The organism is Desulfobacterales bacterium (assembly GCA_029211065.1).
In the GTDB taxonomy this organism is placed as follows: Bacteria; Desulfobacterota; Desulfobacteria; order Desulfobacterales; family JARGFK01; genus JARGFK01.
The window spans coordinates 1-16,603 of sequence record JARGFK010000103.1; the positions used below are offsets into that span (position 1 = coordinate 1).

The 16,603-nt window shown below is 50.9% G+C and carries 15 protein-coding genes, 4 tRNA genes and 1 pseudogene; 8 read left to right on the top strand and 12 right to left on the bottom strand.

Going from position 1 to position 16,603, the window contains the following annotated elements; translation table 11 throughout:
• Positions 1-45: 45 nt before the first annotated feature.
• Both P1P89_18180 and P1P89_18185 read left to right on the top strand, forming a co-directional pair.
• Positions 46-422, top strand: a pseudogene (locus P1P89_18180) (transposase).
• Positions 423-431: 9 nt separating this feature from the next.
• A complete protein-coding gene (locus P1P89_18185) occupies positions 432-650 on the top strand; it encodes a transposase domain-containing protein (protein MDF1593446.1) in 219 nt (72 codons plus the stop codon).
• 226 nt (positions 651-876) lie between these two features.
• Here the strand turns inward: P1P89_18185 and P1P89_18190 are convergent.
• From P1P89_18190 to P1P89_18220, 7 genes are all read right to left on the bottom strand, one after another.
• Positions 877-954, bottom strand: a tRNA-Asp gene (locus P1P89_18190).
• A gap of 155 nt (positions 955-1,109) precedes the next feature.
• Positions 1,110-1,185: transfer RNA gene (locus tag P1P89_18195), tRNA-Val, on the bottom strand.
• A 343-nt stretch (positions 1,186-1,528) separates the two neighbouring features.
• Positions 1,529-3,964 (bottom strand): endopeptidase La, encoded by a 2,436-nt coding sequence (gene lon / locus P1P89_18200; protein MDF1593447.1) that lies wholly within the window; start codon positions 3,962-3,964, stop codon positions 1,529-1,531.
• Positions 3,965-4,046: 82 nt separating this feature from the next.
• Positions 4,047-5,291: an ATP-dependent Clp protease ATP-binding subunit ClpX gene (clpX, locus tag P1P89_18205; GenBank protein ID MDF1593448.1), complete on the bottom strand. Its 1,245-nt coding sequence runs from the start codon at positions 5,289-5,291 to the stop codon at positions 4,047-4,049.
• Positions 5,284-5,907, bottom strand: a complete 624-nt coding sequence (clpP, locus tag P1P89_18210) for an ATP-dependent Clp endopeptidase proteolytic subunit ClpP (protein ID MDF1593449.1) — start codon at positions 5,905-5,907, stop codon at positions 5,284-5,286. The genes clpX and clpP overlap by 8 nt, the downstream gene beginning before the upstream one ends.
• A 60-nt stretch (positions 5,908-5,967) precedes the next feature.
• Entirely contained in the window at positions 5,968-7,299 is a 1,332-nt protein-coding gene (gene tig / locus P1P89_18215; protein ID MDF1593450.1) for a trigger factor, read from the bottom strand.
• Between the two features lie 47 nt (positions 7,300-7,346).
• A tRNA-Leu gene (locus P1P89_18220) sits at positions 7,347-7,433 on the bottom strand.
• A gap of 178 nt (positions 7,434-7,611) precedes the next feature.
• On the opposite strand from P1P89_18220, the gene P1P89_18225 reads away from it, so the two are divergent.
• From P1P89_18225 to P1P89_18240, 4 genes are all read left to right on the top strand, one after another.
• Complete coding sequence (locus P1P89_18225) at positions 7,612-8,427, top strand: N-acetylmuramoyl-L-alanine amidase (protein ID MDF1593451.1); 816 nt, start codon at positions 7,612-7,614, stop codon at positions 8,425-8,427.
• 191 nt (positions 8,428-8,618) lie between these two features.
• Positions 8,619-8,695: transfer RNA gene (locus P1P89_18230), tRNA-Pro, on the top strand.
• A gap of 393 nt (positions 8,696-9,088) precedes the next feature.
• Entirely contained in the window at positions 9,089-9,343 is a 255-nt protein-coding gene (locus P1P89_18235) for a type II toxin-antitoxin system prevent-host-death family antitoxin (GenBank protein ID MDF1593452.1), read from the top strand.
• Positions 9,333-9,638, top strand: a complete 306-nt coding sequence (locus P1P89_18240; GenBank protein ID MDF1593453.1) for a type II toxin-antitoxin system RelE/ParE family toxin — start codon at positions 9,333-9,335, stop codon at positions 9,636-9,638. Before P1P89_18235 ends, P1P89_18240 begins: the two co-directional genes overlap by 11 nt.
• A gap of 191 nt (positions 9,639-9,829) precedes the next feature.
• Here the strand turns inward: P1P89_18240 and P1P89_18245 are convergent, their stop codons facing one another.
• The 3 genes from P1P89_18245 to P1P89_18255 form a co-directional block, all read right to left on the bottom strand.
• Positions 9,830-10,324: a peptidylprolyl isomerase gene (locus P1P89_18245; GenBank protein ID MDF1593454.1), complete on the bottom strand. Its 495-nt coding sequence runs from the start codon at positions 10,322-10,324 to the stop codon at positions 9,830-9,832.
• Positions 10,325-10,666: 342 nt separating this feature from the next.
• The gene (gene recQ / locus P1P89_18250; GenBank protein ID MDF1593455.1) at positions 10,667-12,520 is read right to left on the bottom strand and encodes a DNA helicase RecQ; all 1,854 of its coding nucleotides are present in this window, start codon (positions 12,518-12,520) and stop codon (positions 10,667-10,669) included.
• A gap of 17 nt (positions 12,521-12,537) precedes the next feature.
• On the bottom strand, positions 12,538-13,731 hold the full coding sequence (locus P1P89_18255) for a class I SAM-dependent RNA methyltransferase (GenBank protein ID MDF1593456.1): 1,194 nt from the start codon (positions 13,729-13,731) through the stop codon (positions 12,538-12,540).
• Between P1P89_18255 and P1P89_18260 the strand changes: the two genes are divergently transcribed.
• Positions 13,718-13,924: a hypothetical protein gene (locus tag P1P89_18260; protein ID MDF1593457.1), complete on the top strand. Its 207-nt coding sequence runs from the start codon at positions 13,718-13,720 to the stop codon at positions 13,922-13,924. The two genes, P1P89_18255 and P1P89_18260, sit on opposite strands and share 14 nt — an antisense overlap.
• Positions 13,925-14,008: 84 nt before the next feature.
• A complete protein-coding gene (gene yjgA, locus P1P89_18265; protein ID MDF1593458.1) occupies positions 14,009-14,284 on the top strand; it encodes a ribosome biogenesis factor YjgA in 276 nt (91 codons plus the stop codon).
• A gap of 162 nt (positions 14,285-14,446) precedes the next feature.
• On the opposite strand, the gene P1P89_18270 is transcribed toward yjgA, so the two are convergent.
• Positions 14,447-15,766 (bottom strand): hypothetical protein, encoded by a 1,320-nt coding sequence (locus P1P89_18270; GenBank protein MDF1593459.1) that lies wholly within the window; start codon positions 15,764-15,766, stop codon positions 14,447-14,449.
• A gap of 78 nt (positions 15,767-15,844) precedes the next feature.
• The gene (locus P1P89_18275; protein ID MDF1593460.1) at positions 15,845-16,333 is read right to left on the bottom strand and encodes a hypothetical protein; all 489 of its coding nucleotides are present in this window, start codon (positions 16,331-16,333) and stop codon (positions 15,845-15,847) included.
• Positions 16,334-16,603: the final 270 nt, after the last annotated feature.

Genomic DNA, 16,603 nt, shown 5'->3' on the forward strand with positions numbered 1-16,603 from the left:
TTTGCCGGCTATAATCGTCTGGAAGGCAAGCCGCACATCCGCCTGATGGGATGCTGGGCGCATGCCCGCCGGAAATTCTTTGCGGTCATCAAGGTCAAGAAAAAGATCCGCTCGAATCGTAAAAATCCCAAAAGTCTGGCCGATGACGCCCTGGAATTTATCGGGCAGCTTTATCGGCTTGAAAAACAGGCCCGCGAACAAAAACTGGAGCCGGACCAAATCAGGCAATTACGCCAGAGTGAAGCCGTGCCGGTATTAAATCAGTTCAAAAAGTGGCTGGACGAAAAGTCGCCGTTGGTACCACCCAAGTCCTTATTGGGAGAAGCAATTGCTACACGCTGGGTAACTGGCCCCGGCTGATCGTATATGTTGAAGACGGTCTTTTAAAACCGGACAACAATGCCGCTGAAAATGCTTTGCGCCCCTTTGTTGTGGGACGTAAAAACTGGCTCTTTGCCGGGCATCCAAGAGGGGCCGAGGCCAGTGCGACATTTTTCAGTCTGATCGAAACCGCCAAGGCGAATGGCCTCGAACCCTATACCTACCTGAAATACGTTTTTGAACAACTGCCCGTCACAGATGAAAAAGACTACGGCCGGCTGCTGCCCGGCAATATTGATCGAGAAGCCGCCGGCATCCCTTCACTATAAGAGCGGTTAATAGGACGCTTACGAATAGACTAACTGCCAGGGCTGTTTTGATTTGGTGTATCTGGATCGACCCTGATTATGCCTGGCGATGCGAGCTTCTATATTTTGCGTTGATCCGACGTAATAAGTTCCATCTACTTCGGATTGGAGTATGTAGACGTAATGGGGCATAAATTAGAAGAGCCTGTCACACCGATTTCTCGTATGCAACAGGCTCGCTGTTGTTTGGCGGGAGCGACGGGACTCGAACCCGCGACCTCCGGCGTGACAGGCCGGCGTTCTAACCAAACTGAACTACACCCCCGAAATTTATACTTTATCAATGAGGCTGGTCTCTATCTCGCGACCTTCCCGCCTTCACTGGCGGGACGTTCTAACCAAACTGAACTACAACCCCGAAAAACATTTTGTTTTACCGTTACCTGCTGGCCCACAAGTAGCCAGCTTCGGGCTGTTTTATGGTAGGCGGAACAGGGTTTGAACCTGTGACCCTCGGCTTGTAAGGCCGATGCTCTCCCAGCTGAGCTACCCGCCCATTGCAACTGAACTGCCAGCAGACAGCCCTTCGAGAATGATGTGAGTACCAATTCAACTTTATAAAGTCAAGTGTATTTTTCGGGTTCTTCTTACAATTAATTGAAACAAAGGGTTCCAGGATTCGAGGGGCCAAGGGATCATGGTTCGGTAACGCTCCGCTTTTTGCCCGGATGCTATCATAAAAGCACTTTAAGTTCAGGTTAAGATTTAATCCTTCCACCTTAGCCTCAACCTAAACTTTTCTTAAAACTTTCCAGCACCCAGCTTGATAACCTATTTGCATTTCACTTGAACCCTGGAATCTTTGAACCCTAACAGGATCACCGACTTTTAGGTGATCCTTAGTTTATCGACGGCTGCTGCGGGACCTCATCCACAGCTATTTCTATTGGAATATCGGCTTTCTTGAAGAGACATTCCCCTTCCGCCAGGATCAACGCATGGGACAGCACTTCATCCATATGCTCCACCGGGATGATCTCCACCTGCTTGGTTATCGAGGCCGGAATGTCTTTGAGGTCTTTTTCGTTTTCTTTGGGAATAATGACCTTTTTGATGCCGCCGCGGTGAGCCGCCAGAATTTTTTCCTTTAAACCGCCGATGGGCAGTACCCGCCCCCGCAAGGTGATCTCCCCTGTCATGGCCGTGTCGCGATAGACCGGACGTTTGGTGATGGCCGACACAAGGGAGGTGCACATGGAAATTCCGGCCGAAGGACCGTCTTTGGGGATGGCCCCCTCCGGGATGTGAATGTGCAGATCATTTTTTCTATAAAACTTTTCATCGATGGAAAAACAGTCGGATCGCGACCGCACATAACTCAAAGCGGCCCGAGCCGACTCCTTCATGACGTCCCCCAGTTTGCCGGTCACGTTCAGTTCCCCTTTTCCGGGCATTACCAGGGTTTCAACGCAAAGAAGCTCGCCGCCCACCTGTGTCCAGGCAAGCCCGGTCACCATCCCGATCTGGTCTTTTTCCTCAATCTGCCCGTAACGGAACCGCGGTGGCCCCAGGTATTTGGCTATCGACCGGGCGGTAACCGTAAACGCATCCGTTTCTTTGTTTTTGAGAACCTCCCGGGCAATCTTGCGACAGATGGAAGAGATCTCCCGTTCCAGGTTGCGAACACCGGCTTCCCGGGTATAGCGCTGAATAATGGTTAAAATTGCATTTTTGGAAAATTCGACATTCTTGCCTTCCAGACCGTTCATCTTAATCTGCTTGCGGACCAGGAAACCCCGGGCGATATGGTATTTCTCAAACTCCGTGTACCCCGGCAGCCGGATGACCTCCATGCGGTCCTGAAGCGGCAGCGGTATGTCCGGCAGCGTGTTGGCGGTTGTGACAAACAAAATGTCCGAAAGATCATAATCAACGTCGAGGTAATGATCGTTAAAGCTGTTGTTCTGTTCCGGGTCCAGCACTTCCAGCAGCGCCGCCGATGGATCGCCCCGGAAATCCATGCTCATTTTGTCGACCTCGTCCAGACAGAACACGGGATTGTTCACCCCGGCCTTTTTCAGGGACTGGATGATTTTGCCCGGCATCGCACCGATGTAGGTGCGCCGGTGCCCCCGGATTTCGGCCTCATCCCGAACGCCTCCCAGGGAAAGCCGTACGAATTTCCGGCCGGTGGCCCGGGATATGGACTTGGCCAGGGAGGTTTTACCCACCCCCGGCGGCCCCACAAAGCAGAGAATCGGCCCCCGTACTTTATTAATGAGTGTCTGCACGGCCAGATATTCGAGGATGCGCTCTTTTGGTTTTTCAAGGCCGTAATGATCTTCGTCCAGGATCTTTTCGGCCGCATCGATATTGCCACTGACCTCGCTCATCTCCAGCCAGGGCAGACTGATCAGCCAGTCAATGTAGTTTCGCACCACGGTTGCTTCCGCCGACATGGGGGTCATCAGCTTGAGCTTTTTGAGTTCCTGCTTGACCTTTTCGGTGGCCTCTTCCGACATCTTTTTCTGATTGATGCGCTCTTCAAGCTCTTTGAGCTCGTCGCCGGCTTCTTCATCCGCCCCCATTTCCTTCTTAATGGCCCGCATCTGTTCATTGAGATAGTACTGGCGCTGGGTTTTTTCCATCTGTTCTTTGACCCGCTCCCGGATGCGCTGGTCCATCCTGAAAATATCAATTTCCATCTTCATCAGGGTCAGGAGGAGCGAAAGCCGTTCGTCCAGCGGCACCGTTTCCAGCAAGCGCTGTTTGTCTTCAATTTTAAATGAAAACTGGGCGGCGATGGTGTCCGCCAGCTGAGAAGCATCCGAAATGGCGGAAACGTTCCGGATCAGATCTTTTGATATATTTTTGTTCAGCTTGCTGTATTCTTCAAAGCTTTTCAGGATGGCCCGGGAAAGGGCCACGCCTTCCGCCGCCGACATTTCCGATTCAATGACCGGCTCGACCTCAACCTGAAAAAATTCACTGTTCGGTACAAACCGGACAATCCTGGCCCTTGACTTACCCTCAACCAGGGCCTTGACAGTGCCGTCCGGCAGCTTGAGCAGCTGCAGCACGTTGCCGATCGTGCCGACCATGCTGATATCTTTTTCGGAAGGGTTATCAACCTTTGCTTTCTTCTGGGTTGCAAGGAACACGCTCTTATCGTTGTTCATCGCATCGGCCAGGGCATTGACGGATTTATCGCGCCCGACAAACAGCGGGGCCACCATGTGGGGAAAAACCACGATATCCCTCAGCGGCAGCAGGGGGTACAACAGTCTGGCGGATTCCGGACCGTCAGGCTTTAAGATCTTGGGCATATTTATCATTTTTATCACACTTTATTTTCGTTCGGGTGGATGTTCCGCACCAAAATCGATATTTTCGTCCGGAACATCATCCTCGTTTATGTCATGCCTGTTTCTGGGTTTGCTCATACAGTAAAATCGGGGTTTCCTTGTTCAGCACCACATCTTCTCCGATGACACATTCCTTAACGCTCTTGATGGATGGAATTTCATACATGATGTCCAGCATGCAGGTTTCCAGAATTGCCCGCAGCCCCCGGGCGCCGGAGTTGCGTTTCAGGGCTTCTCTGGCGATGGCGGAAAGCGCACTGTCGGTAAACCTCAGGTTGACCCCTTCTATTTCAAACAATTTCTTAAACTGCTTGACCAGGGCATTTTTCGGCTCCGAGAGAATCCGAATCAGAGCCCCCTCGTTTAATTCAGCCAAAGTGGCGATAACCGGCAAACGACCCAAAAACTCCGGTATCATGCCGAATTTCACCAGGTCTTCGGGCTGAACCAGTTTTAAAGTTTCGCCGATACTGCTCTCGCTTTTCTTGACGATTTTAGCGCCGAACCCCATGGCTTTGGACCCCATCCGGCGCTTGATGATCTCTTCAAGGCCGGTAAACGTCCCGCCGCAGATAAACAAAATGTTGGAGGTGTCGACCTTGACAAAATCCTGCTGGGGATGCTTGCGCCCGCCTTTGGGCGGCACACTGGCGGTGGTTCCTTCGATGATCTTCAAGAGGGCCTGCTGGACGCCTTCCCCGGACACATCCCGGGTAATCGAGGGGTTGTCGGACTTACTGGCGATTTTATCAATTTCATCGATGTAAACAATTCCCCTTTTTGCCCTTTCAACATCATAATCGGCTTTCTGCAACAGTGAAAGAATAATATTTTCAACGTCTTCTCCCACGTAGCCGGCTTCGGTGAGGCTGGTGGCATCCGCAATGGTAAACGGCACATTCAAAAACCTGGCAAGGGTCTGGGCCAGCAGCGTCTTGCCGCTGCCGGTGGGTCCGATCAGGAGAATATTGCTCTTTTGAAGTTCCACGTCGCCGGTGCTGACGGAAGAATCCAGCCGCTTGTAATGGTTATGAACGGCGACCGAAAGAATTTTTTTGGCCCGATCCTGTTCAATCACATATTCGTCCAGCATGGACTTGATTTCCTTAGGGATCAGGGCATGCTCAAATTCCCCCGGGCCTTTTTGGCTTTCCTCTTCAACAATTTCACCGCAAAGCTGGATACACTCGTCGCAGATATAGACGGCCGGTCCGGCAATCAGCTTTTTAACCTCTTTTTGATTTTTACCGCAAAAAGAGCAGAAAAGGTTATCGCCTTCGTCCCCTTTTTTAGCCATTTTTTGCCTCCGTTTTATCTAAGCGTTCAAGATCGTCTCTATTGACGATCACGTGATCAATAATTCCGTATTCCTTGGCCTCTTGAGCCGACATGAAATAATCCCGGTCCGTATCTGTTTGAAGCTGGTTTAAATCCTTGCCGGTATGGCGCGCCAGGATCGCATTCAAGGTTTCCTTCATCCGGAGAATTTCCCGGGCCTGGATGGCGATGTCCGAGGCCTGACCCTGAAACCCGCCCATGGGCTGGTGGATCAGTATCCGGGCGTTGGGCAGAGAATAACGCTTGCCGGCGGCGCCGGCCGCCAGCAATACGGCCCCCATGCTGGCCGCCTGCCCCAGGCAGACCGTGGCGATATCCGGTTTAATGTACTGCATCGTATCATACACGGCCAGACCGGCAGTCACAATGCCGCCCGGCGAATTGATATAAAAATTGATGTCTTTGTCCGGGTCCTCGGATTCCAAAAAGAGGAGCTGGGCGATCAACAGGTTGGCCACCTCATCATTCATGGCGGTTCCCAGGAAGATAATCCGGTCCTTGAGAAGCCTGGAATAAATGTCATAAGCGCGCTCCCCTCTGCTGCTCTGCTCGATTACAATGGGTATCAGTGGCAAAATAGTCTCCTTTTTAAAACTGTTTGATCCATGGCGTTTTTAATGATGCAATCCCGGCCATTATTTTTTTTCATCGGGTTTCTTTTCTGATTCAGATTCAGGGTCAACCTCTTCAGTCTTACTACTTTCAATAATAAGTTTGATCGCCTGTTTTTCAAGTAAGGCCTGCTCGAAAAATTCAAGATTCTCCTTGTTTTTCTGATAATAGCCCTTGATAGCCTCAGCCGTCTGATTCAAACTGGCGGCCATATTCTGGTACCCCTTTTCCCGCTCTTCATCGGAAAGGGTCATATTTTCCTGTTCGATGATCTGGCTTAAAATCAGGTGCCGCTTGACCTGCTTGACAGCGGTATCCTGATATCTTTCCTTGAGCTTCTCACGGGTCAGCCCCAGATTTTCCATGGACATGTTGTGATAGGCAAATGAACGCTCTGCCTCGGCAATAATATTCTCGAGTTCATATTCAACCATAACCTCCGGAACTTCAAAATCCTTCTTTTCGATCAGTGCGGAAAAAGCCTGCTCATTGAGTTCCTGCTCCACCCGTTTTTCATAGCCCTGCTTCAGATTCTCAATAATGGCGGCCTTTAGTTCGTCCAGGTTCTCATATTTACCCAGTTTTTTGGCAAAGGCGTCATCCACTTCCGGCAGCACCTCTTCCCGGATCTCCTTCAGCGTCACCTGAAAATCGATTTCCTGGTTTGCCAGACTTTTATTAAAATGATCCTCCGGAAACTTGACTTTAGCTTCCTTTTCATCACCCGGCTTCATCCCCACGAGCTGTTCATCAAACGCTTTGCTGATGCTGCCGGCCCCGATCTTCATGGTGAAGTTCTCAGTCAGCCCGGTTTCGGCAAAGGGCTTCCCCTCCTTTAACCCTTCATAATCTATCAGGACAAAATCACCTTCCTGAGCAGACCGCGGATCTTCGATTTTTTGCAGTTGGGCCAGATTTTTGCGGAGCATTTGAATCTGGTTATCCACATCCTTGTCGGCCACCTGGTATCGTGTTTTTTTCAGCGGCAGTTCTTTGAATTCGATCCGGCCTATCTCCGGTTTCACTTCAACCGTTGCGGCATACTTGTAAGGGCTGTTGAGATCCAGCGGCGGCGGGTCTATCTGGGGGCTGCCCACGATCTTCAGCTCGGTTTCCTTGACGGCATTAAAAAAAGACTCCTGTATCAGGCGGGATGTCACGTCCGCCTGCACGTCCTTCTTATATAGCCGTTCCAAGACTCCCCGGGGCGTCTTGCCGGGACGGAATCCCTTGATTTTTGCCGTTTTTTTAAGCTCTGAATACGCTTTTTCAATCTCCTCGGCCGCTGCGGCGACAGGGACTTCAATGTGCAGTATTTTTTTTACACTGCTCAGGTCTTCAATCGTAACTGACATGTGGTTCCTTTCTAAAATAATCGATTTTATTATAATTATCTCGTTTTTGGTGCGAGAGGGGAGACTTGAACTCCCACTCTGTCTCCAGAGCTGGATCCTAAGTCCAGTGCGTCTACCAATTCCGCCACTCTCGCAAAGATGATTCCGGTCTAATCAGAGGTTGTTTAAAATCATTGCTTGGCATATTATAGGTGGACAAATTCAGTATGGGAACTTGACTTTCTGGCCAAACTAAATAAATTTAAAAACATGAACAGGCAAAATAATATTAAATGCCCAAAATGTCAAGCAAAAATGAGGAAAGCACCTGTTATGACAGCATGTTGCACATCATCAGCCCCGGCCGGATTCGGCCGTAAAACCAGATGTGAAGATAGAGGCCCCATCGGTATCCTTATGAGCAGGTCTTTTGGCGTTATTCTGTCTATTTTTTTTATTCTAATTTTGCGTCCTGCCCAGGGGAGCGCCGAAGAATTTGTTTTGGGCGCTTTACCGAAAACAATCGTTTTAGACCCCGGACATGGCGGGCATGAAACCGGCGCCAAGGGACCCGGCGGCACGCTGGAAAAAATGGTTTCTTTAAACCTGGCCCGCAAAATCGCAGCCGGCCTGAAAGACCACTTCCGGGTTATTCTGACACGGACGGATGACTACTGGCTCGATTTACCTGAAAGAACGGCTGTCGCCAATAAAGCCGGGGCCGATTTGTTCGTCAGCCTGCACACCGGTGCCGGTTTTCTGCACCAGCAGACCGGGGTATCTGTTTTCTTCTTCCGAGAGGCGTCCGATCGCACGCCCGCATCGAAAATCGCAGCAGCAAAACCACCGGACGGAATTGACAGCGCCGTTCCCTGGGACACCATTCAATCCAGACATCTAAAATCGAGCCAGGAGCTGGCCCGACTGATGCACCAATATTTAATTCATCCGGCCACTTCCAAACAGGGCGGCGTTCAGGCTGCACCGCTGATGGTGCTGAGGGGCGCAGACATGCCCGCAGTGCTGATTGAGCCCGGATATCTGACCAACCCTGTGGAAGAAAAAATGTTGACGGACCCGGAAATGATGGCCCTTGTTGCCGAAAAAATAAGCAACGCCATCATTGTTTTTTTAAAGAAATCGGAATAGGCGAGAAGGCTATGAAGCTGGGAGGCTGGGAAGTGATAAGAAATAAAAACATGGTCTACGGCTCAGGGGAAAAAGGGAATATTTTTCCGTGCGCCTTGTGCCGTGCGCCTTGCGCCCGGTTTTTAGCGGATATCATCTTGCAAGAAGTCCGAAAGCGTGATAGGGACACATCGCGATCGTTTTGTGAATATCGGGGCGTGGCGCAACCTGGTAGCGCGCCTGCTTTGGGAGCAGGAAGTCGGAGGTTCAAATCCTCTCGCCCCGACCATCTTATAGTTCTGCCTATCACAGGTTAAAGCAACCCTCCAAGGAGGCTTGTGCGCCCGAGGCGCATTCAAATCCTCTCGCCCCGACCAGCCTTCGTTCGAAACGGAGTTGAGAAAGGAAACCGCTTCGTGGCAGCTGAAAGCAAAGCCGGGCTAAACGCATTCCCCCCTTTCAAACTTCACTTGGCAGGCCAGCCTTCACTTGGAGACATTTGCTTCCAAGCCTCTGTAACGGGTTTTTCCCTTTATCAATATTTCAATAGAATGTTTCCTGGATTATTCTGTTGCTTTGATTCTATTCAGTCTACCGAAACGCAAAAAATACATACTTGACAAAACATTTTAAATGTACTATTTAAAGCACGATTAAACGATCATTTAAGGGAGCTCATATCATGCTTACCAAAATCCGTGCAGACTATACGGTCAGCATCACCGATCTAAAGAAAAACCCTCAAACGATCATCGACGAGGCCCACGGCGAGGCGATTGCTTTGCTCAACCGAAACAAACCGACCGCTTATATTATCCCGGCAGAAACCTATGAAACGCTGCTGGATCTGACAGAAGATATCGAGCTTGGCCAAATCATAGAAGGCCGCAAAGCTGAAAAAGAAAAGGCTGTTGAGGTTGGCTTAGATGACCTATAAGCTGAAATTCCTGCCGAGCGCCCTGAAAGAATGGCACAAACTGGCACCGGAGATAAAAGATCGGTTTAAAGCGCATTTAAGACGCAGGCTTGAAAATCCTCACATCGATAGCACAAGGATCAGGGGCTACCCACACCATTACAAAATCAAGCTGAGGTCCCCAGGCTACCGGCTGGTTTACGAGGTTGAAGAAAAAGAGATTACCGTTTACGTGATATGCGTTGGCCGAGGGGACACCATCTATAAAATCCTTAAAAAGCGCAAATCAATAGCGACCGCACGAAATAAAGAGTGAACCCCGTCGCCCTGACCCCGTCCGCCCATGTAAACCCTGTTGTTGCAAAAGCAGAGAATGCCCCGGATCCCCCAGCGAACGGGATCTTCGAAAGGCGTCCAAGGGTGAAGCCGCAGTATTTTACTGCGAGCCCTTGTCAACGAAGGCTGTTCTCATTTTGGTCGCAGGAGGAAAACGTCTCCGTGTTTTTGTCAACAGCTGCATCCCGAACCGCAGTCGCAGCCGGATCCGCAGCCATGGGCTTCCTGGGTGGGTGTGTCGCTGATGCCCATCACTTCGATGCTGAATGTAAGCGTTTCTCCGGCAAGCGGGTGGTTCAGGTCGAACGTCAGGTTTTCATCATCCATTTTGATGAGCCTGGCCGGTATCTGTTGACCTTCGGGCGTGGAAAAAGCGACGTTGTCGCCCACCTTCGGCGCCATGCCGGCGGGAAGTTCGGAGCGGGGAAACTCACGCACATGGTTTTCATCGCGCAGCCCATAGGCCTCTTCGGGCGCCAGGGTGAATTCCTTTTTTTCATTAACAGACATACCCATCACGGCATCTTCAAACCCTTTGATCAGTTGCCCCGAACCGGTCTGGAACTCAAGCGGGGGGCATCCTTCGCTGCTGTCGAAGACCTCGCCGTTTTCAAATTTACCGGTATACGCCACACTAACGTACATGCCGTTTTCAACTTTTTGCATTTGCATCTCCTTTAATTTTATTTATCAAGTCCTTTTAAATTAAAGACGAATCCGGGCAAGTCAAGTTTTTTTAACCCTATAGGACAAGGGGGGAAATCCGTATCTTTACGCCCTTTGACTTCCCGTTGTATCCTGATGGTGCCGTCGTTGGGATAGCCTGTCGGCGGCTTATCGGCTTTAACAGCCTTGTTTGTTTTGCAGGAGCATGCGGCAACCGACTTGCCGCATTCAGGGCAAATTCGGCCTGTTTCAGTTGAATAAACCAAGCTGCTGTTGTTCATTGCTTTGTTTGCCTATTTTTCCCGGATGGAAAGGATTGTTTGTTTAGAAACGTTTTCTTGGTTATTGTTCAGACAGCGGATTTGCTTTGCCGTTAAGAGCTTTTTCTAAATCCGCTTTGACGGCAGTGAGAAAGCGCTCTCCATATCTCCGGAGCTTTTGTTCCCCCACACCGGTCACTTCAAGCATTGCCGCCGGAGTCGTCGGCTTGAGAATGGCCATCTCCTTTAGGGTCTTGTCATGAAATACGACAAAAGGCGGCAGTTCAAGCTCTCTGGCAATCTCAAGCCGCAGGAGTCGAAGCTTTTCAAAGAGCCGGCTCTCACTTTCATTTTCAAACACCAAAACCGTTTTCGAAGCGGACTTGGCGGGTTTTTTTATTTTAACCGGAAGCGGATCTTTTCTAAATTTCACCGGCTGGATCCCTTTGAGCACCGGCCCGCTTTTTTCGGTGAGCCGGAAACCGGATATTTTTCCCATTTCCACCGTCAGAAAACCGCCGGCCAAAAGCTGGCGGAACACCGAGCGCCATTCTGCCGGGGGCAGATCATCTCCCACCCCGAAGGTTTTGATCCGATCGTGTTTGAACTGCTGAACACGGTCCGTTAAATTCCCCACCAAAATATCCGTGAGGTGGGCGGCCCCAAAACGCTGGCCGGTTCGGTAAACGCTGGACAGGGCCTTCTGGGCGGCAACCGTGCCGTCCCAGGTTTCTATATCCTGAAGGCAGGTATCGCAGTTCCCGCAGGCAGCCGGGTATGCCTCCCCAAAATATCCGAGCAGGGCCTGGCGCCGGCAGGCCGCTGATTCGCAGTACCCGAAAAGCGCCTCCAGCTTCTGCTGCTGAACCCTTTTGAATGCCGCATCCCCGTCGGAAGTTTCCAGAAGCCGCCGCATGGCCACGACATCCGCCAGCGAATAGACCATCCAGGCATCAGCAGGCAGTCCATCCCTGCCCGCCCGCCCGGTTTCCTGATAGTAAGCCTCCATGCTGGAAGGCAGATCCAGGTGCGCAACAAAGCGGACGTCGGGCTTGTCAATGCCCATGCCGAACGCGATGGTGGCGACCATGACAATACCATCTTCCATGAGAAAGCGGCGCTGGTGGCGCTGCCGGTCCTGGGCATCCATGCCGGCGTGGTATGGCAGTGCGTTCACGCCATTTTCCCGGAGCCATTGGGCGGTTTCATCCGCCCTTTTGCGGGTGCGGGTGTAAACGATGCCGGCTTCTGGAACATGATCGGTCCGGATAAACTCGAAGAGCTGTTTTCTCCCGTTGGTTTTCAGTTTGACCTGGTAGCTGATGTTGGGGCGGTCAAAACTGGAGACAAACTGCATGGCAGCCGGCAGGTCCAGTTTGTCGACGATATCCCTGCGGGTGACCGCATCAGCGGTTGCCGTTAGAGCGATCCGCGGCACAGCCGGATATTTTTCCGTCACCTCCACCAGCCTGAGGTATTCCGGCCGGAAATCATGGCCCCACTGGGACACGCAGTGGGCCTCGTCAATGGCAAACAGGGCGATTGGAAATTTCCCCAAAAGATTTTGAAACCGCTCCGTCAGGAGCCGTTCAGGGGCAACGTACAGGATATCAAACGCCCCGCTTAACACCTGGTCCTCGATCTTTTTGGACTCATCGGTTGACTGGCTGGAGTTCAGGAACGCCGCCCGAACGCCGTTTTGCCGCAAGGCCTCAACCTGGTTCTGCATCAGGGCGATAAGGGGGGACACCACCAGGCCGACGCCGCTTCGGATAATCGACGGGATCTGGTAGCAGATCGATTTCCCGCTTCCCGTGGGCATCAACACAAAAGCATCCCTGCCGTCGAGAACGGCCTGGATGATCTCCTGCTGTTTTTCCCTGAAACCTTCGAACCCGAAAACCGTTTTCAATACCCCGAGGGGTGTCTGTTCCATGATTTCCAAACCTGTCCTCAGTACATCTCGTATTTAACCAGCCGGCCGTCGAGCCCGCCGGCCGTGATCGGTTTTTTCCATGATGCTTTCAGCCCGATGTTTTTGATATACGCCCGTTCTCCGAAAAAAACAAAAGCGGCCGATCCCTTGCATTTCTGTTTCAGAAAATCGCCGAGCGCCTTGTAAAAGGCTACCAGATTCTCGTCCCCCCCCATCCGGATGCCGTAAGGCGGATTGGTTACAATGACATGCCCTTCAAGGCCGGGCAAATCTCTGAAGTCCGCCCTTTCAACGCTTACGTTTTTTCCGTAATGGAGCCCCATCAGGTTTGTCCGCGCCGCGCCCACAGCCTCCCCGGACACATCACTGCCTGCAATCAGCCCTTGCGGCAGTTCCTGGATGAGTCCATCGGCCGTTTTTTTTACTTCATTCCAGGCAACGCGGTTAAAATCGGGCAGAAATTCAAAGCCGAACTGATCCCTGAAAACGCCTGCGGGAATATGGCTGTAGCGCATGAGCGCTTCGCACAAAAGGGTTCCCGAACCGCACAACGGATCATATAAGGGAACAGAACCGTCCCACTCGCTGAACCGGATAATCGCGGCGGCAACGGTTTCCTGCATCGGCGCCGAAACGGTCTCCTCCCGGTATCTTCTGCGGTGAAGCGCGCCGCCCGAAGTGTCGAGGCTTATGACTGCCGTATCGTTCCGGATATGAAGGTTCAGCAGGACATCCGGATCTCTTGCCGACACATCCGGGCGCCGACCGGTTTTTTCCCTGAAATAGTCGGCCACCGCATCTTTCAGGCGCAGGGCAGCGAACTTTGAATGCGAAATCGCGCTATCGGAAACAGTCCCTGATACGGCAAAGGTATTGCCTTCCTCAAAAAAGTCTTGCCACTCGATCTGCTTGGCGGTCTGGTAGAGCGTATCGGTATCAGGACAGGCGAAGGATATCAGCGGCGCCAGGCACCGTGAAAGCAGCCGGGTCTGATAATTAATGCGATACAGGGTGGGTTTATCCGCCCTGAAATAAATTCCGCTGAATTCCGGCCGGACATCCTCGGCGCCGAGCTCAGCCAGTTCCGCTGCACCGGCTTCTTTTATGCCGTCGGCCATCTGGGCAAAATACCGGCCGTCCTTCTGATACTGGTATGCCGCCTTTTGCCGCTTTTCCCTTTTAACGCGTTTGATCCCATTGGCTGGTGCCATTTTTCACCGCTTTCGTAATAGAACCTATCTCAAAAAAAAGATTTTTGTTTCAGATCAAGGCGAAGCCAAGCATCAACCCGCAGGAATAATTGAGTATTTCGATGACTTGATGCGCGGCTTCAACGCCGATATGGAGCAAAAAGACTTTTTTGAGATAGGTTCTATCGGAAATGCCGCTCGATATATTACTTGATCATTTCAATCCGTTTGCAGTATTAAAGGTAAATACTGCAAGAATATGGCTGCAAAATCAACCCTAACATTGCGAAAATAGATAATGGATACGGAATATAAAAGCAGAACCCAGAAAAAAAATGAAGACCGGGCACTGCAGCGCCTGGGCGAACAATTGGTCGCCCTGCCGCCCGGCCAGCTCGAGGCCATGGATCTGCCGGAAGAGCTTCTGACGGCCATCGCATTCGCACGCAAAATAAAAAATCACGGCGCACGGCGCAGACAAATCCAGTACATCGGCGTCCTCATGCGGCAAATCGATCCGCAACCCATCGAAACCGCCCTCGAACGCATCCGGTCGGGAAACTTCAGGAAGTGATCCCGCACCCGCCGGAAACGCGCAAGTTCAATCCCTCACCCTCTTTCAAATCCAGCGCATCGATTGTTTTGAATGATTCGGTCCATTGTTCGGAAAAGCCCTAATGGATGAACGTCTGGACTTTAAAAAAAATATTGTTGCCGGTGGAAAGCGCCGTTAATCTTAAGAATTACCGGTGAAATCAGAAGGAAACAGCGACCCGGGCATTTTGGTCTGGCCATGGAAACGCCAACCAAGGACCATGGCTTCCGCCGCAAAGGAGCCGGCAATGGCGATAACACCCAGAACGGATCCGTTGATATTCGGCAAGAAAAATGGAACAACTCCGAAAGCTGCCAGCACCGCCAGACGGACCCCCGCCGTCAACCCGATAAAACCGGTTTTGCGAATGGCCGCCAGCATCCCCCGCGAGAGCGAAGAGGTCGCCCAGAAAATGGCAACGATGTAAATAAGCCGCACCGCGGACGTGCTGTAAGCGCTCAATTCAGGGGTTAAGCCCATCAGGCTGTCCAGGATCAATATTCTCATGGGTGTATAAAACATCAAAAAATTTAAACAGATATAGAAAAGAACCATCCCGGCGGTAAATTGCAGGATCGCCCGGAGGTCCTCTCTTTTCTGCACCAGCGCCTGGGTGGCCTGGACCAGGTTGCGAAAGGGAAAAAGGAGGAGCTTTAAAAGGCCGAACACAACGCCGAAAGACGCGATCGCCAAGTCGGGATTTGCCAGGTTTCCGAGAAAAAAATTAATAATGAACATTACCCCGTTTTCAGAGATCTGATTGATCATCAGAGGCCAGGAAAAGTGCCAGATCTCCCCGTAGGACGCCGGCTGGGCGATATTCCTTTCCAGACGCCTGAAAAACGGCCGGGCGACGATAATCATGTAAACGGCTTCAACCACCATGCCTGACACCGTGGCCAGTGCCCCGACAATGGCGCCGTTGAACCAGAAGGAAAAAAGAAACAGGAATGCGAAGAGACTGACCAGCCTGACGGTGGTGGCGTAGGTAATCAGGATCGTTCTTCGATTCCTCATGACGACGGCGTAGCAGAAGTTCCGGATCAGGATCGGAAATGACCATAACCCCATAATCGCTGAAGCCAACTTGGCTTGAGAGACAACCTCAGGACTGGCGCCCATCCATTCTCCAAAAACAATATCACCGACCGGCGTCAGCGAGGTCAGTTCTACAATGGAAAAAGTTGCCGTTACCAGCAGGACGAATAATCGGAACAACCGTATAAGGGAGGTCCAGTCCGTAATAAAGCAAATGCCCACCTGGATGCTGGTCATTGAAACACCGGTAACCGTGCTGTTTAACGCAAAGGCGATGCTGAAAGCGGCCAAAACTTCCGTCGGATTTGGCAGGCGGGCTATAAACGCGTTGGTGATGGAGTGGGACAGCTGGATAAGCTCCATCATGAAAAGAAGCGGGAGGAAAAACAGAATGATTGTTTTTATGTTTAGATTTTCGTTCATTTTAAGAGGGGAACCTAACGTCAAGCAGCCGGAAAGTCAACCATTTAGGTCCCGCGCTTAAAGCCTTATCCCTCCATTTTAATTTTGTTTAGGATCAGTCAGGGCATTATCAATGGTTGTCTGTTGAAAGTATTGCCGGCGCAGATACGTATACCCTGCAAACCCCCACCAGCAGGCCACCGTCAGAACCGTGGCAAGTACCATAACCTTTAAGATGAATCCTGTTTCCGGGATGCCGACAGCCACGCCGTATTTGTTCAATAACACCGTCATGTAGATCTCCAGCGCCTTTTTGTCCAATACATAAACCATCCGGTCCAGCGTATACAAGCCGGCTGCTGCAAAAACAAGCTTACAGGCCCAGGGCCTGGCCTTGTATAAACCAAAACCCAAAAAGAAAAAAAGCACGACATAGACCAGGTGGTAGACAGCGGCGATAATGCCGCCCTGAACATTTCCGAAAAGCGGTACCGGGGAATTAATCGAGAACAGTTCAAGCAGGGCGGAAAGAACAAATATGACGCCGGTCGATTGAAAGGTAAATTTTCCTTTGATACGGGGTTTCATAGGTTCATTTAGTTGCTGAAATTTATGACAGGTTCTGTTCCAAACTATGATTTAGGCGACAGGGAACCATTCAACTATTTATGAATGATACTTGAGATAAAAGTTTGATATGGAATGCCTTCCTCAATAGCCTTTATCTTAATTTGATGATAGTCTTTTTGACTCAGACGGAGATTGATTCGTTTATCTTTTTTCTAATTAGTGTCCGTCCGAAAAATACGAGTTTTGAAAAAATATCGGACGAAAAAATTCATCCCGGAAACAATTTTT

Coding starts and splice junctions, on each gene's coding strand:
- P1P89_18275 (MDF1593460.1), bottom strand. CDS start 16,333: ATGAAACCCCGTATCAAAGGAAAATTTACCTTTCAATCGACCGGCGTC.
- P1P89_18245 (MDF1593454.1), bottom strand. CDS start 10,324: ATGCAAAAAGTTGAAAACGGCATGTACGTTAGTGTGGCGTATACCGGT.
- P1P89_18270 (MDF1593459.1), bottom strand. CDS start 15,766: ATGAACGAAAATCTAAACATAAAAACAATCATTCTGTTTTTCCTCCCG.
- tig (MDF1593450.1), bottom strand. CDS start 7,299: ATGTCAGTTACGATTGAAGACCTGAGCAGTGTAAAAAAAATACTGCAC.
- recQ (MDF1593455.1), bottom strand. CDS start 12,520: ATGGAACAGACACCCCTCGGGGTATTGAAAACGGTTTTCGGGTTCGAA.
- P1P89_18240 (MDF1593453.1), top strand. CDS start 9,333: ATGACCTATAAGCTGAAATTCCTGCCGAGCGCCCTGAAAGAATGGCAC.
- clpX (MDF1593448.1), bottom strand. CDS start 5,291: ATGGCTAAAAAAGGGGACGAAGGCGATAACCTTTTCTGCTCTTTTTGC.
- yjgA (MDF1593458.1), top strand. CDS start 14,009: ATGGATACGGAATATAAAAGCAGAACCCAGAAAAAAAATGAAGACCGG.
- P1P89_18225 (MDF1593451.1), top strand. CDS start 7,612: ATGACAGCATGTTGCACATCATCAGCCCCGGCCGGATTCGGCCGTAAA.
- lon (MDF1593447.1), bottom strand. CDS start 3,964: ATGATAAATATGCCCAAGATCTTAAAGCCTGACGGTCCGGAATCCGCC.
- P1P89_18235 (MDF1593452.1), top strand. CDS start 9,089: ATGCTTACCAAAATCCGTGCAGACTATACGGTCAGCATCACCGATCTA.
- P1P89_18255 (MDF1593456.1), bottom strand. CDS start 13,731: ATGGCACCAGCCAATGGGATCAAACGCGTTAAAAGGGAAAAGCGGCAA.